This is a genomic window from Lacihabitans sp. CCS-44, assembly GCF_024343735.1.
Classification (GTDB): domain Bacteria; phylum Bacteroidota; class Bacteroidia; order Cytophagales; family Spirosomataceae; genus Leadbetterella.
In genome coordinates this window covers 18,570-33,828 of record NZ_RJUE01000054.1, presented here as the reverse complement: position 1 = coordinate 33,828, position 15,259 = coordinate 18,570, and the positions used below count along the sequence as shown (strand labels likewise).

Annotated in this window: 12 protein-coding genes and 1 pseudogene; 11 read left to right on the top strand and 2 right to left on the bottom strand. The window is 35.1% G+C overall.

Annotated features, from left to right (window positions below; translation table 11 throughout):
* Positions 1-87: 87 nt before the first annotated feature.
* The 11 genes and pseudogenes from EGI26_RS09550 to EGI26_RS09500 all read left to right on the top strand — a co-directional run bounded on the left by EGI26_RS09550 (position 88) and on the right by EGI26_RS09500 (position 13,680).
* A complete protein-coding gene (locus tag EGI26_RS09550; protein WP_255077903.1) occupies positions 88-2,076 on the top strand; it encodes a DUF3857 domain-containing protein in 1,989 nt (662 codons plus the stop codon).
* Positions 2,077-2,146: 70 nt separating this feature from the next.
* Positions 2,147-4,069 carry a DUF3857 domain-containing protein gene (locus tag EGI26_RS09545; protein ID WP_255077902.1) on the top strand — a complete coding sequence of 641 codons (1,923 nt, stop codon included), beginning with the start codon at positions 2,147-2,149 and terminating at the stop codon, positions 4,067-4,069.
* A 277-nt stretch (positions 4,070-4,346) separates the two neighbouring features.
* A pseudogene (locus EGI26_RS09540) lies at positions 4,347-5,468 on the top strand (DNA polymerase III subunit gamma/tau); the annotation flags it as partial.
* Between the two features lie 182 nt (positions 5,469-5,650).
* Complete coding sequence (locus EGI26_RS09535; protein ID WP_255077901.1) at positions 5,651-6,076, top strand: hypothetical protein; 426 nt, start codon at positions 5,651-5,653, stop codon at positions 6,074-6,076.
* 118 nt (positions 6,077-6,194) lie between these two features.
* Positions 6,195-6,629, top strand: coding sequence for a ribose 5-phosphate isomerase B (gene rpiB, locus EGI26_RS09530; RefSeq protein ID WP_255077900.1), 435 nt, complete (start codon positions 6,195-6,197; stop codon positions 6,627-6,629).
* A 223-nt stretch (positions 6,630-6,852) separates the two neighbouring features.
* Positions 6,853-7,362 (top strand): T9SS type A sorting domain-containing protein, encoded by a 510-nt coding sequence (locus EGI26_RS09525; protein ID WP_255077899.1) that lies wholly within the window; start codon positions 6,853-6,855, stop codon positions 7,360-7,362.
* A 75-nt stretch (positions 7,363-7,437) separates the two neighbouring features.
* The gene (locus EGI26_RS09520; protein ID WP_255077898.1) at positions 7,438-8,325 is read left to right on the top strand and encodes an outer membrane protein assembly factor BamD; all 888 of its coding nucleotides are present in this window, start codon (positions 7,438-7,440) and stop codon (positions 8,323-8,325) included.
* Positions 8,326-8,397: 72 nt separating this feature from the next.
* Positions 8,398-8,712 carry a DNA-directed RNA polymerase subunit omega gene (locus EGI26_RS09515; protein ID WP_255077897.1) on the top strand — a complete coding sequence of 105 codons (315 nt, stop codon included), beginning with the start codon at positions 8,398-8,400 and terminating at the stop codon, positions 8,710-8,712.
* A 113-nt stretch (positions 8,713-8,825) separates the two neighbouring features.
* Positions 8,826-12,164 carry a ThuA domain-containing protein gene (locus EGI26_RS09510; protein WP_255077896.1) on the top strand — a complete coding sequence of 1,113 codons (3,339 nt, stop codon included), beginning with the start codon at positions 8,826-8,828 and terminating at the stop codon, positions 12,162-12,164.
* Between the two features lie 62 nt (positions 12,165-12,226).
* Complete coding sequence (locus EGI26_RS09505) at positions 12,227-13,162, top strand: helix-hairpin-helix domain-containing protein (RefSeq protein ID WP_255077895.1); 936 nt, start codon at positions 12,227-12,229, stop codon at positions 13,160-13,162.
* Between the two features lie 134 nt (positions 13,163-13,296).
* On the top strand, positions 13,297-13,680 hold the full coding sequence (locus tag EGI26_RS09500) for a RidA family protein (RefSeq protein ID WP_255077894.1): 384 nt from the start codon (positions 13,297-13,299) through the stop codon (positions 13,678-13,680).
* Here EGI26_RS09500 and EGI26_RS09495 read toward each other — a convergent pair.
* Positions 13,677-14,330 (bottom strand): response regulator transcription factor, encoded by a 654-nt coding sequence (locus EGI26_RS09495; RefSeq protein ID WP_255077893.1) that lies wholly within the window; start codon positions 14,328-14,330, stop codon positions 13,677-13,679. The genes EGI26_RS09500 and EGI26_RS09495 overlap by 4 nt on opposite strands.
* On the bottom strand, positions 14,317-15,132 hold the full coding sequence (locus tag EGI26_RS09490; protein ID WP_255077892.1) for a sensor histidine kinase: 816 nt from the start codon (positions 15,130-15,132) through the stop codon (positions 14,317-14,319). Before EGI26_RS09490 ends, EGI26_RS09495 begins: the two co-directional genes overlap by 14 nt.
* Between the last annotated feature and the right edge of the window lie 127 nt (positions 15,133-15,259).

Below are 15,259 nucleotides of genomic sequence, written 5' to 3'. Positions count from 1 at the left end.
ATTTTTCTGTCTCTAAAAAACTCTGGTAAAATTTTTGCTAGAGTTTTTTTGCGTTTTTACAAATCCCAAATAAAATTTAAGTATTCCATGCTCAATTATCCCAAAGCCCTTATCGTCATTCTTTTGACTTTATCCTCCTTGACAACCAAAGCTCAAAAACCCAATGTAAAATTCGGTAGCGTGAGCCTAGACGACCTAAAAAAATCAAAATACGAGATAGACTCCACTGCAGATGCGGTCATTTTGTATGAAAAATGCGACGTAGATTTTCGTTATGACGAAACACACGGATTTTATATAGAATCGACGGTTCACGTTAGAAAAAAAATACTAAAAGCCTCTGCACTTTCGGCCGGTACCATTGCCATACAAACTTACCGCAACAACCACGAGTCTAGTCAAATCATTGTACGTATTAAAGGTGCCACTTATTGGTTAGAAAATGGTTCAGTCAATAAGCTCGAACTCACTAAAAAAGACTATTTCGAGGAAAAAATGAAAGATAAATACTTTCAGACCAAAATCTCGTTTCCGAAAATAAAAGAAGGATCAATCATAGAGTACAGCTATACCATGACCTCGCCGCTTGTAGTAAGCAACAAACCCGATACATGGAATTTCCAAGGTTCTACACCAGCACTGTGGAGCGAATACGTCATTACTATTCCTTCTCACTTTTACTATCAAGTAAACTTGGGTGGTTACCTCCAACTGGCCATAACCGAGCAGGAAAAAGTCTCAGTAGACTTTGGACATACTAAATTAAACACCAATGGAATAAAGTACACATTCGCAGTCAAAGATGCTCCGGCATTCAAAGAAGAGGCATTTGTTAGCAGCAAGAAAAATTACATTTCTAAGGTTGACTTCGAACTTTCGAGTGTTTCATTGCCTGACCAAATGACCGTAAAAAAATCAATGACATGGCCAGATATCAACAAATATTTGATGGACAGTGATTATTTTGGTGTTAGACTCCGCAAAAGCAATTATTTAAAAGACTTAAAAGAGAAATTCTCAGTTTTTTCTGACAAAAAAGAAAGGTTAGAAAAAGTGTACTATTATCTGAACAGACAGTTTACCAATAGCGACGAATACAACAGCATCTACTGTGAAGACTTAAAAAAAGTTTGGGAAAATAAAAAAGGCAGTTCGAGCGAACAAAACCTTCTATTTACAGCCTTGCTACAAGAGCTTGACTTCAAGGCCAATCCAGTGATATTAAGTACAAGAGACCATGGCAAAATCAATGAATTATTTCCATTGCTTGATAGGTTCAACTATTTGATCTGCCGTGTTGAACTCGACGGTAAATTCATTCACCTAGACATTAGCGACAAAAGCCTAAAACTGGGTATGCTTCCTTTCAACTGTTTAAACGGGCAAGGATTTGAGATAAATTCGTCTAGCGGACAATTCGTAGACCTTAATCCCACCGAAAAACAAAGAATCAACGAAACTGTGGAAGCCAAAATCGATTTTACCAAGAATAAAATCACAGGTAAAATAGTACAGAACCACTTCGGATATGCCGGATATAGCAATCGTAGCGATTTTGTAGAAAAAGGTTTAGAAAAAATGAAAGAAGATTTCAGAAAGGAATATACCGATATTGCCCTGAACAACCTAAGTTTGACTAACCTAGAGGAGCAAGAAAAAACAAACCTAATCACTTTTAATTTTGAGTCAAATGAAGAAGTTACAGCTGAAGATATGCTTTATATCAATCCGATATTCAGTAACAAAGTAAAAGAGAACCCATTTAAACAACCCGAAAGGTTGTATCCAGTGGACTTTGGTTATAGTACAGAAAACGTATATATCCTTAACTTCGAAGTACCTAAAGACTATATTATAGAATCACTTCCTAAAAGTACAAATACCGTTTTGGCTGACAAAAGTGCACAGTTTATTTACAGCTGTACGTATGATTCTATCAATAACAAAATCAACTTGGTGAGTAGAATGGTCATAAAAAATCCAATGTACTTTGCCGAACAATATCACGAGCTCAAAGAACTTTTTAACAGAATCGTCCAAAAACATGATGAACAGATTGTATTGAAGAAGAAATAAAAAAAATCCAAACATGAAAATTTATAACTCATAAAAAATCAGAGCATTCCCGCTTTTAAAAAACATAGATATGAATAAATACATCCAAACAGCCTTTCTCTTTTTGACATGCTTTGGCGGATTTTGTCAAAACGACTTTTCAATTTCGCAAATCCCTCAAAAAATAAAAGAAAATGCAGATGCAGTAGTGCGATTTGATGAAACAGACTTCATTATCGAAAGCTACTCCAAAATAATCACCAAACGACATTGGGCGGTTACTGTTTTTACGGAAACGGGCGAAGATGACCATGCTACTTTTGATGCCTATTACAATAATTTCGAAAAAATAAAGAAAATAGAGGGCAGTATTTATGACCAATCTGGCAAACTTCTAAAAAAACTAAAACCATCTGATATTGAAGACATTGGGCTTTCAAGTTTTTCAGAATACATTACTGATAGTAAAAAGAAAACAGCAAAATTTGATAAAAAATATTATCCTCTTCCCTACACTGTAGAATTTAGTTTTGAGGAAGAATCGACCAATACCTTCTTTTTCCCTTCATGGCATTTACAGAGCTATGAAAAAGTAGGTGTACAATATGCGAGATTTACGGTGAAGACATTTGATGCAAACGGCTACAGAAAAAAGGAAGTCAATCTACCCAAAGCTTCAAAAAAACATTTTGACGGAAAATACCATGAGGAAACTTGGGAAGCAAAAGATTTAGAACCTGTAAAATACGAGGAGTTTTCTGTCCATGAAAACACACCAATACTTTACTTGGCTTCTGTTCAGTACACCATGGGAGACTATTCTGGTCCTTCGAAAAACTGGAATGATATCGCAAATTTTTACACCACACTAAACAAAGGCAGAGATATTCTTCCAAAAGCAACCGTAGAAAAACTCAAGACTGAAATAGGAAACGAAAAAGATCCAAAAAAAATCATAGATAAGGTGTATAAATTTATGCAGTCGAGTACCCGATATTTTCTTATTTCTTTGGGTGTTGGAGGCTGGCAAAGTATGACAGCAGAGCAAGTAGCCACAAAAGGCTATGGAGATTGTAAAGCACTGACTAACTACACTTTGGCCTTACTCAAACAAGTTGGAATAAAGGGTTACCCAGCACTAATATATGGTGGTAGAGATGGCAACAATAACGAAAGATTTGAGGACTTCCCAATGTCGAGGTTCAACCACGTTATAGCTTGTGTGCCACTTCAAAAAGATACCGTTTGGCTCGAATGCACCAGCCAAACCAATCCTAGCGGTTATATGGGTTCATTCACTGGCAACAGAAAGGCACTTTTGGTCAAAGAAAATGAAGGTAAGCTGGTAAATACTGTAAATTATCAGCCGGAGAGAAATATCCAAAAGAGAGAAATAAGTGCTAAAATAATCGAAAATGGAGATGCCCAAATAAGTGTAAAATCAAACTACACTGGTGTGCAGCAAGAAACCAGAAACTCAGTAATGGAAAATTTAAGCCAAACAGAGCAAAAACAATGGCTTCATAAAGCTTTAAACCTTCCTAATTTTGAAATTTCAAATTTTAGCCTTTCAGGACAAAAAACAGCTCTGCCAAAACTCAACGAAGAAATCGAACTCTTGGCCAGTAGGTACGCTACTACAAGTGGCAAAAGACTATTTGTAAAGCCTAACATTATGACACGCTATCAAGTAGTTATGACAGAGTCAGAAGAAAGAAAAACAAACCTTTTCCTGAATCCGAATTCTGAGAGTTTTTTTGATGAAGACAATATTGAAATTGAAATCCCGGTTGGTTACAATGTAGAATTTTTACCTAAAGAAATCAGCTTAAAAGAAGTTTTTGGTGAGTACAAATCAACTACAACGGTAGTTGATGGTAAAATCCAACATAAAAGATTGCTCAAAATATGTGGTGGGAATTATTCTAAGGCCGATTACGCCAAATGGATTGAGTTTTTAAAAACAATCAACAAAACCGACAATCAAAAGGCCGTTTTTGTGAAAGCAACATGAATCAATAATTGAATACTTTTTAAAGAAATAGTCTTATTTTAAAATCGCTTGTCGATACAATACTCTCAATCATCTTTCAAAACAAGTTTTTAATAGAATAGCTCGACCGCAATAATTTGGTACACATACATTTGTATATCATTTATTCAACCATGAAATATATCTTCAGATTTTGAAGAGAAAAATGCCAACCACGTCGGTTGGTATTTTTTTTAGTAATATTCCCTCCAGTCAAAAAGTTTTTATTCAAATCCAATTTCTTTTATATCTTTGCCACATGGAAAATTTCGTAGTATCTGCTCGTAAATATCGCCCAGTCACGTTCGACTCGGTTGTTGGGCAGTCGCACATTACCACCACGCTACGAAACGCCATAAAATCCAATCAGTTAGCTCAAGCATTTCTATTTACTGGTCCACGAGGTGTTGGAAAGACTACTTGTGCAAGGATTTTAGCAAAAACCATCAACTGCCTGGATGTAAACGAACACACCGAACCTTGCAATAAATGTTCGTCGTGTAGAAATTTCGACCAAAACGCATCATTTAATATTCATGAATTAGATGCTGCATCAAACAACTCGGTAGAAGATATACGAAACTTGATAGACCAAGTGCGTTTCCCTCCACAAGATGGAAAATATAAGGTTTATATAATAGATGAGGTGCACATGTTGTCTCAGGCGGCATTCAATGCCTTCCTTAAAACCCTTGAAGAACCGCCTTCTTATGCCATTTTTATATTGGCTACCACAGAAAAACACAAAATACTGCCTACGATTTTGAGTAGATGTCAAATCTTTGATTTCAATAGAATTCAAATCAAAGATATGGCAGATCATCTGGCCAAAATTGCAGACAAAGAAGATATTGGTTTTGAAGTTGAAGCTCTTGAACTCATCGCCCAAAAAGCAGATGGTGGACTTCGAGACGCACTATCCATGTTTGATCTCAATGTCACATTCTCATCAGACCGAAAATTATCATACAAAGACGTTTTAGAAAACCTACACGTTCTTGACTATGATTATTACCTAAGAATGTTGGATGTTCTGCATGAAGGAAATATCACCCAAGTGCTTCTGATCTTACATGAAATCATATCCAAAGGTTTTGATGTTCACCAATTTGTGGTAGGTCTGAATGAACACTTTAGAAATATTCTGGTTAGCAAAGAACCTTCAACCCTCGAAATCCTAGAACTATCTGACTCCATCAAACAAAAATATATTGAGCAAGGCAAAAGGATCTCTACAGGATTCTTGATGTCGGCTTTGAGTGTGGGTTCCAACATAGACATCAACTTTAAATCAGCCAAAAATCAGCGATTACACGTTGAAATTGGTTTATTGAAACTCTCACAAATCAATGCAGTATTAAACTTGGCAGACCTTCCAGATGGTGATGGTCAAAAAAAAAAGTTGATGGGGGTGTAAAAAACACCACAACTTCGATTGAAGAAGCCACCAAACAAACGTTTGAAACTAAAACAAAGTATCCTTCTGAGACCCAAACAAATGTTTCAAATTCTGTAAATCCAATAAAGAAAACTGGGCTGAAGTCTTTTAAATCCGTTTTGGCAATGGAAGAAGAAGTGGCTCAAGATACTTTAACTGAAATCTCCACAGGACACAGTTCGTCAGTTCATCAAGCCAAAGAATTCACCAAAGCGATGGCAATCGGAGTTTTAGCGGATTTTGCGGACGGTAGAAATACCCAAACGGAGAAGATGGTGGTTACCAGAGATTTTGATCTAATTAAAAATAATTTAAGCTTTAAACTGCCCAATAAAATCTTGTTCGACATTTTCTTCGAAATCAGGCAAGACTTAACTGACTTTCTTAGGAAAAAACTTCACAACTCTGATATTCAAATAGACGCCACAATAACAGCCGAAGAGACCAAAGCGAAACCTCGAACAGAGCAAGAAAAATTCGAATCTATGGCTGAAAAAAATCCTAGTATTTGGAAACTAAAAGAAGCGTTAGGGCTTGATTTGCTTTTCTAAGTTTCAGTTATCAATTTGAGATTCTAGAATTTTAAGTTCTAAAAGAACAAATAAGTTTAGTTTTAAACAGACCCAACTCTCCTAAATATTATATTTGCATAAAAAAAACGCTTACAAAATGTCATTACGAATTGCTATTGGTGGAGATCACGCAGGATTTGAATATAAACAACTGATTTTAAAATGGTTACAAACAGAAAACTTTGAGACTGCAGATTTTGGGCCATATACCACAGCTTCAATAGACTATCCTGAAACAGCACATCCATTGGCACAAGCCATAGAAGATGGAAAATATGATTTGGGAATTTTGATCTGTGGAAGCGGAAATGGCGTATGTATGACAGCCAACAAACATCAAGGTATTAGAGCTGGTTTGGCTTGGAATAAAGAAGTAGTGAAACTCATTAGAATGCACAATGATGCCAATGTAATGTGTTTGCCAGCTAGATTTATTTCTCCCGAGGAAGCTTTAGAATTTGCCAAAACGTTTATAAATACTGAGTTTGAGGGAGGAAGGCATGCAACAAGAGTTGGAAAAATTTCTTGTTGATAAGCCGCTCATATTAAACATTTTGGAATAATTTTTGTTAAATTTTTAGAGATTTAGACAATATTTTAGTTTTTTTTATGTCGAGGGGCAACCTTTTAACAAAAAATAACGTCTAATACATAAAACAATAGGTTTTTTTATTATACTTTTGTAAAAAATAATTTTTTATAGATTAAACTTTACTTCGTTGAATATACTTTCTAAAATATCAACTGCTTTGCTTATGACCATATTGGTCACCGGCTTCGCTTTTGGTCAGAAAGACGAATCGAGGCTAAATATTGGTCAATCTCCTAAAAAGACGATAATCTCCAATTCCTTGCTAGCAAAAAACAGCACATTGTCAAAGGGTATATCGTTCAATTCCAAAAACAATTACACGCAGTTTTATAGAGATTTGCTCATAAGCAATAATTCCAAAAATATTGACAGTAAATCAGTTGCCAGTCCAATTCAAGAAAGTGCTGCGGATAAGATTAAAGTTTCCAACATTTATCCAAATCCTGCCAACGACTATGCCTATTTGGACTATTCAGTAAATGGAAATTTCAATTCGGCAAACGTTTCCTTCTTTAATTTATTAGGAAAACAAGTTGCAGAGTATCCACTAGGCAAATATTCGGAGAAACTCAAAATCAATACTTCCAACTGGGAATCTGGTATTTACATGTATCAACTCATAATTGATGGTAAAAAAATCTCCACCAAAAAGCTTTTGGTGAGACACAATTAATTTAATTTTCTGCTTTAGTCCAATTTTTCTATTTCTAAAACGTTTTATTGCTGATAGAATTCGTAGTTTTGTAAAATGAAATTATTACACGTGAGATTTTTAGTTATCGTTCTAGCCTTTAGCCTTTTCCAACTTTCTTGTTCAAAAAAATTCAATCAACTACAGAAAAAAGGCACTGTTGACGAAAAATATAAAGCTGCTATAGATTATTACCAAAAAGCTGATTATTATAAAGCTGGTGTTTTGTTAGAAGAGATAACGCCCTTACTGAAAGGAGATAGCACCTCTGAAAGAGCCCAATTTTACAATGCTTATTGCAACTACTACCAGAGCAATTATCAAATGAGTAGCTATTTGTTTAAGACATTTTATGCTACTTACAACAATAGTGAGTTTGCTGAAGAAGCCTATTATATGTATGCTTTCTCGATGTTCAAAGATGCACCGCCTCATAACCTTGACCAAACCAACACACTAACTGCGATAGATGCTTTGCAAACTTTCATAAATACCTATCCAGATAGCAAATATGCCAAGAAATGCTCGCAAGACTTAAATGACCTAAGGTTTAGGCTCGAACTTAAAGCTTACGAAAAAGCAAAGCTTTATTTCAAAACCAGAGAGCCATCTTTCTTGGGAAGAAGTAATTATAAAGCTACAGTTGTAAGTGTTGAAAATTTCAGAAAAGACTTTCCTGATTCAAAATTCAACGAAGAGTTGAGTTATTTACAGATTTTGGCTCAGCAAGAATTGTCAGACGTAAGTTATTTTATAAAGCAGAGAGAACGCTACAATGAAGCCATAAATCTTCACGAAAAATTCATAGACAAATATCCAAATAGTAAATATTTGAAAGAATTAGATAAAATCTATGAGAAGTCTTTGAAAGGGCTGGAAAAAGTAGCTAAAACAGAAAAAGAAATAGAAGAAGCAAAAAAACTAATAGAAAAAGAGAAATCTTAAGCATTTATGCTTATTGTTCAATAATTTAAGTTAATTTTGCACCTCGAAAAATAAATTTTAAAAATATATACCATGGCAATAAACGCATCAATAGTAACTCGTGACACTGACGTATTAGCAGCTAAAACGGGTAACGTTTATGAATCAGTATTTGTGGTTTCGAAAAGAGCTCAGCAAATTGCTATAAAAACAAAAGAAGAACTAACTCAGAAATTGAGCGAGTTTGCTTCAAGTGTTGACAACTTAGAAGAAATATTTGAAAACAGAGAGCAAATAGAAATTTCAAAATTCTATGAAAGACAACCTAAGCCAACTAGTGTGGCCTTGGAAGAATTCCTTAACGACCAGTTGGTAGTTAAATACAGAGACATCGAAGAATCTATTTGATTTAAAAAAAAGAAATTTAAAAACCACTGAGCTACCTCAGTGGTTTTTTTTATGAAAATCCCTTTAGTTTCTTTCGTTTGTAAATATATTTGTCATAAAATCAATTACTAAACATGTCTAAAAAATTCAACCTTTTTCTATTAACCGCATTTACTAGCATTCAACTTTTTGCTCAACAAAATTCAATTTTAGTATTTTCAAAAACGGCAGGATTCAGACATGCTTCAATAAAAGAAGGCAAAGAGTTTTTTGAAAATCTAGGAAAAACCAACGGAATCAAAGTTGTATTATCAGAAAATGCGGATGACTTTAAAGAGGAGAATTTAAAAAAATTCAATGCTGTGGTATTTCTTAACACTACAGGGGATGTTCTAAATCCGGCTCAACAAGCTGATTTTGAAAGATATATACAGTCAGGTGGCGGATATATGGGCATACATGCTGCTTCAGATACAGAATATAACTGGCCTTGGTACAATGACTTAATGGGTGGGTACTTTGCTAGCCATCCTGGAAGAAACGTATCCAATGTACAAAATGGCAAAATGATGGTTATCGACAAAAATCACCCATCTACCGCACATTTGCCCGAAACATTTGAACGTGAAGACGAATTTTACGACTTTAAGTCTCTTAAGACTGATAAACTCAAGTTTTTAATAAAAGTGGATGAAAAATCCTACAAAGAGGGAAAAATGGGAGATTTCCATCCAATGTCTTGGTATCATGAATTTGACGGTGGAAAGTCTTTCTACAGCAATTTTGGACATACTCCAGCCACTTTTAGCGAACCCTTGATGACCAAACACATTAGCGAAGGGCTGAAATGGGCTTGGGCCAGCAAACTTGATTATACTAAAGCGAAAACCCAAAGAGCTCCGGAAGAAAACAGATTCATAAAAACAACATTGGTTAAAAATCTGGATGAACCAACAGAATTGGCCGTAATGCCAAATGGCAAAGTAATTTTTGTGGAAAGAAAGGGAGCTATAAAACTTTGGAATCCAAAAACCAAAGAAACAAAGCTCGTAGGGCAACTTAATGTATATAAAAAGTTTGAATATGGATTAATGGGGGTTAGTCTAGATCCAAATTTTGAGAATAATAACTGGTTATACTTTTATTATTCACCAGAAACTGATCAACACAAAGATAATTTCTTGTCGAGATTTACCTATGATCAAAATGCGGATACGGTGTTGATTAGTACTGAAAAAATAGTTTTGCGAGTACACGCCAAAAGAGATGAATGCTGCCATACAGGAGGATCAATAGATTGGGATGCAAAGGGAAATCTTTTCCTATCTACTGGTGACGACACCAACCCATTTGCTTCAGATGGTTACGCACCGATTGATTTCAGAGAAGGTCGCCAAGGATGGGACGCCTTGAGTACTTCGGGAAATACAAACGACTTGAGAGGAAAAATTTTAAGGATTCATCCAGAAAATGATGGAACATATACCATACCTGAAGGAAATTTATTCCCCAACGGAATGGAAAAAACAAGGCCTGAGATTTATGTAATGGGAAACAGAAACCCTTATCGAATTTCAGTTGATAAAAAAACTGGGTTTTTATATTGGGGAGAGATTGGTCCGGATGCCGGTAAAAGCAATCCAGAAAGAGGACCAGAGGGATATGTGGAATTTAATCAAGCTCGTAAACCAGGTTTTTTTGGATGGCCGATTTTTGCAGGAAATAATACGCCTTACAGAGCTTACGATTTTGAAACAAAAAAACCTGGCGAACTTTTTGACCCACTAAAACCTCTAAATCTTTCTCCACACAATACGGGTCTAAAAAACCTACCTCCTACCCAAAAACCAATGATATGGTATGGTTATGGAGATTCTAAAGAATTCCCGTTAATGGAAAAAGGTGGTGCAAATCCAATGGGTGGTCCTGTTTATCACTCCGAAGAATACAAAAATTCTGATGGAAAGTTTCCAAACTATTTCGATAACAAATTCTTCGCCTATGAATGGATGAGAGATTGGATAATAGCAGTGACGCTAGACAAAGATGGAAACTACGCTGGTATGGAGAGATTTATGCCAAATACAAAATTCTATCATCCCATGGATATGGCATTTGGTCAAAATGGAGTTCTGTACACCTTGGAATATGGCATGAATTGGTTTGCTCAAAATGAAGAAGCTCAACTTTCGATGATTGAGTACAACGCTGGAAACAGAAAGCCAGTGGTAAAAGTTGAAGCAAATGTTACAGAAGGTGCCGCTCCATTAACCGTAAAGTTTAGTTCCGAAGGTACCTTAGATTATGACAACGACAGGATTTCTTATGACTGGACTTTTGGCAAATCAATTCCAAACTCAAAACTGGCCAATCCTTCTGTTGTATTCACTAAACCAGGTGTTTATGATGTAAATCTTACTGTGAAGGATTCGGAAGGAAACGAAAACAATGAAATAGTTAGAATAAAAGTCGGCAATGCAGTGCCTGTTGTGGATATCAAAATTAAGTCTAACAAATCTTTCGTTCTTGACGAAACCATTGATTACGAAGTTACAGTATTTGACAAAGAAGATGGCAGTCTTATCAGAGGAATAAATCCTGAAGATGTAATGGTAAGCATAAATTACCTAGAGGGTTATGACAAAACCGTGCTTGAGCAAGGACATAAATCAAACGAATCTTTCATGACTGGCAAAAGACACATCGAAAAAAGCGATTGTGCTGCCTGCCATTCTAAGGATAAAAAATCTATCGGACCTTCTTATTATGACATTGCAGATAAATATCCAAAAAATGCTACCAACATAACAATTTTGGCCAACAAAATCATCTCAGGTGGTGGAGGTGTTTGGGGCGAGCAAGCTATGGCTGCTCACCCACAATTGGGTCAAACAGAGGCCAAAGAGATTGTTGACTATATCCTATCTATAAAAGACCCAAAGGTAACTTCAAAGCCAATTTCTGGAAGTTTTAAGGCCAGTGACCATAAAGCAAAGAAAGAGGGTGCCTACATCATTCAGGCTTCGTATACAGATAAAGGCGGAAAGGTTATTGGTTCTATCACCAGTTCAAAATCTGTGGCCGTTAAAACACCTATTATGAATGCTCAAGCTTACGACAAAACTGAAAATACACAGAAATTCACATTAGCTCCAGTGGGCGATTTGCTCATAGCCAATCACAATTCTTATGCATTGTATGAAAAAATAGACCTCACAGGAATTAGCAAAATTTCTATCTCGGCATTTTCTCAAGCTGGTCAAACAGTTGGGGGCAGCATTGAAATTAGATTGGGTAGTTCCAATGGTCTTTTGATAGGTAGCACCTCCATAAATGCAGGTAGTATGGAGCCTAAAGAAGTCACATTACCCAGAGGGTTCCCAAAAACAGAAGATATATTCTTTATTTTCAAAAATGAAAATGCTGAAGGCAAACCTTTATTCGGAATATCAAAAATAGAATTCAAAAAATAAAACTTGCTTTGAATTATTAAAAACCTTTACTAATTTAGTGAAGGTTTTTTTAATAAATTCACATGAAGCGACTTATAAACTCATTAAGGGAGCATTTCGAACTCACTCACAACGAAGCCAAAAGTGCTTTGATTTTCTTTACGATTATTCTAATCAATATCTTACTTTATTATTCTTATTCTGCCTCCACTGTAAACAAACAGAGTAAAATCCTTATTGAAGATTATGGCGAAACAGAAATTCCTATAACTGAAGAGAGAAAAAGTAATTGGGTAGATTATAATACCAATAAAAAATATGCAAAGAAGTTTGAAAAATTTAAATTTGATCCAAATATTGCTTCCGAAGATCAACTAACAAGACTGGGTTTTCCAAAATACCTATCCAAAACGATTATAAAATATCGAAGTAAAGGTGGGAAATTTAAGTATAAAGAAGATTTGTTGAAAATCTATTCTATGAAACCAGATTTATATGGTGAAATAGAAAATCTAGTTTTGCTTCCCTCAAAAATGGATAAAAAAGTTGTAGATTTTGATGAGCAACGAGTTTTTACAGAACCTAAGACGCCAGTTTATACAAAGCCAGTTTATACAAAGAAGGAATTTAGTATCAGTAAATTTGATATTAATACCGCTGACACCTCTCAACTGATGCAAATAAGAGGAATTGGAAAAGTGTATGCGAACAGAATCATTAAATATCGCGATATATTAGGTGGTTTTCATTCGATAGACCAAGTTGGAGAAACTTACGGAATTGACCCTTCCATTTTGCCCGAATTGAAGAAAGTTGCTATAATGGGTTCACAAATAAAAAAGATTAGGATAAATGAATTGGATAATTTCAGACACCCTTACCTTAAGTTCAACCAAGTGAAAGTAATTGTTGCCTATAGAAAACAACACGGCAACTTTAAAAATGCAGAGGATTTGAAAGAAATCAAGATTCTCGACGATGCAACTATTTTAAAAATTGAGCCTTACTTAGAATTTTAGATGAGCTAATTAACAATTAAATTTTATAACTTTAAAATATCAGCAACCGCTTCAGATTATTCATTTATTAATTTTTACTAAGATTTTAGTTTTTGGTTAAAAAAAATATATTTTTGTAAAAATTAGTACCAATCATGAAAAGAGTGAATTTATCTTCTGGCTCAAAATGGGAAGACATTGTGGGATATAGCCGTGCAGTTAAAATTGGTGATACAATCGAAGTTAGCGGAACTGTTTCTACAGATCACAGCGGTGAAATTGTTGGAGAAGGTGATGAGTATCTGCAAACTAAATTCATCCTCATGAAATTAGAAAACACCCTTGGGCAGTTAGGTGCAAAATTAGAAAATGTAGTCAGAACCAGAATATTTTGTACTAACATAAGCAATTGGGAGAAGATCGGAAAGGCTCATGGAGAAATGTTTGCCAATATAAAGCCAGTCACAAGCATGATAGAAGTATCAAAGCTTATTGATGACAAGTATTTAGTAGAAATAGAAGCTACAGCAATGCTTTAATCAACCAAATCATTTTTTATGGCAAATGCAACCAGTTTTGCAGTGTTATTTACACCCAGTTTTTCCATAATTCTTAATCGGTGCCCTTCAACTGTTCTTGGACTGATACACATTTTGTCGCCAATTTCGGTAGTAGTAAGGCCTTCGCAGATGTGTTTTAAAACCTCTAACTCCCTTGTGGAAAGGTCGGTTTTATAATTAAAAATCCTATTAGGAGTCTGTGTGCTTTTATTCATTTTACGGAGCATCACTCGGCTCACAAAATCCGAAAAATACACCCCAGAATCTTGTACTTTTCTAATGGCCAAAACTACTTCATCTGTATCGGTATCTTTAAGGAGGTAGCCATTTGCTCCGATTTCCATCAAATGAAGTATAAACTGGTCTTCATCGTGCATGGAAAGTATGATAATTTTAATATCTTGGTTGTAATCACGTAATAGTTTGGTAGTGGCTATGCCGTCAAGCTCAGGCATTTGAATATCCAAAAGAACCACCTCTACTTCATTGAGCAGTGGGTGATCTAAAAACTCCCGGCCATTGACAGCATCAAAAAGGACCTCAAAGTCCTCATTTTGTTGGAGTATAGACATCAAACCTTTTCTAAAGAGCTTATGGTCATCTACCAAGGCTATTTTAATTTTTTTCATGACAGTCGCTTATTTCTATTTCAAATCTCGTTCCTTTTTCGGGATTTAGAATTTTTATGACCCCATTAATGATGGACAATCTACTTTCAATATTTCTGATTCCTAGGCCGCCGTTTGGATTTCTGAGAACGTTTTCTATTGAAAACCCAACTCCATTATCAGCAAATATCAAGAACAAAGTGTTGTTTTCAAAATTAAGAATCAAATCTATCTTCGAAGCTTCAGAATGCTTAAGGGCATTGTTTGAAAGTTCTTGAATTATTCTAAAAACAGATAGTTCGACCTTCGGAGCGAATCTACTTTTTTCTGAGATGTTTTTATATAAAAATTTAAATTCAATACTAGAGTTTTTCTCGATTTTGTGAAAAAACTCTTCAATGGCATGAATCAGTCCGAAGTTTTCGAGCGTTTGCGGCACCAAATCTTTAGAAATGCTCCTGACCAAACCAATTGATTCGTCAATGAGTTCTTTGTTATTGTTAACCAACTTTTTGATAGATTCGTCTTCAACTTCTTTTTTCACCAGTTGATTGTTGCCCATTTTAAGTACCGAAAGCAAGGCACCCACCTCGTCGTGCAAATCTTTGGCCAATCGTCTGCGTTCAATTTCTTGTACTTCCATAGAGTTTTCAAGCAATTTCCTCTGAAACTCCAATTCAATTACTTGTTTTTCCTCATTTTGTTTTATTTCCAGTCTGAATTGTTTTCTCTGATAATAAACCACAAAAACTATAAAAGAGAGTATAAAAAAAACGAGCATTGAAGTACCTAAAATCAAATATGTTTCTACAGAGAACTTCATTTATTTTTAATTTGGGCGTTCTTTTTCAAATTCCAGAAACCAATAGCGAAAAGCACAAACATTACCGAAGTTAAGTATTCCAAAAACTTATGAAACAAAAAGTGAGTTGGTTTATAAACATCTACTT

What these genes read in the sequence shown, in the direction of transcription:
- EGI26_RS09550 (WP_255077903.1), top strand. Translation starts at nt 88, where the DNA reads ATGCTCAATTATCCCAAAGCCCTTATCGTCATTCTTTTGACTTTATCC.
- EGI26_RS09545 (WP_255077902.1), top strand. Translation starts at nt 2,147, where the DNA reads ATGAATAAATACATCCAAACAGCCTTTCTCTTTTTGACATGCTTTGGC.
- EGI26_RS09535 (WP_255077901.1), top strand. Translation starts at nt 5,651, where the DNA reads ATGGAAGAAGAAGTGGCTCAAGATACTTTAACTGAAATCTCCACAGGA.
- rpiB (WP_255077900.1), top strand. Translation starts at nt 6,195, where the DNA reads ATGTCATTACGAATTGCTATTGGTGGAGATCACGCAGGATTTGAATAT.
- EGI26_RS09525 (WP_255077899.1), top strand. Translation starts at nt 6,853, where the DNA reads ATGACCATATTGGTCACCGGCTTCGCTTTTGGTCAGAAAGACGAATCG.
- EGI26_RS09520 (WP_255077898.1), top strand. Translation starts at nt 7,438, where the DNA reads ATGAAATTATTACACGTGAGATTTTTAGTTATCGTTCTAGCCTTTAGC.
- EGI26_RS09515 (WP_255077897.1), top strand. Translation starts at nt 8,398, where the DNA reads ATGGCAATAAACGCATCAATAGTAACTCGTGACACTGACGTATTAGCA.
- EGI26_RS09510 (WP_255077896.1), top strand. Translation starts at nt 8,826, where the DNA reads ATGTCTAAAAAATTCAACCTTTTTCTATTAACCGCATTTACTAGCATT.
- EGI26_RS09505 (WP_255077895.1), top strand. Translation starts at nt 12,227, where the DNA reads ATGAAGCGACTTATAAACTCATTAAGGGAGCATTTCGAACTCACTCAC.
- EGI26_RS09500 (WP_255077894.1), top strand. Translation starts at nt 13,297, where the DNA reads ATGAAAAGAGTGAATTTATCTTCTGGCTCAAAATGGGAAGACATTGTG.
- EGI26_RS09495 (WP_255077893.1), bottom strand. Translation starts at nt 14,330, where the DNA reads ATGAAAAAAATTAAAATAGCCTTGGTAGATGACCATAAGCTCTTTAGA.
- EGI26_RS09490 (WP_255077892.1), bottom strand. Translation starts at nt 15,132, where the DNA reads ATGAAGTTCTCTGTAGAAACATATTTGATTTTAGGTACTTCAATGCTC.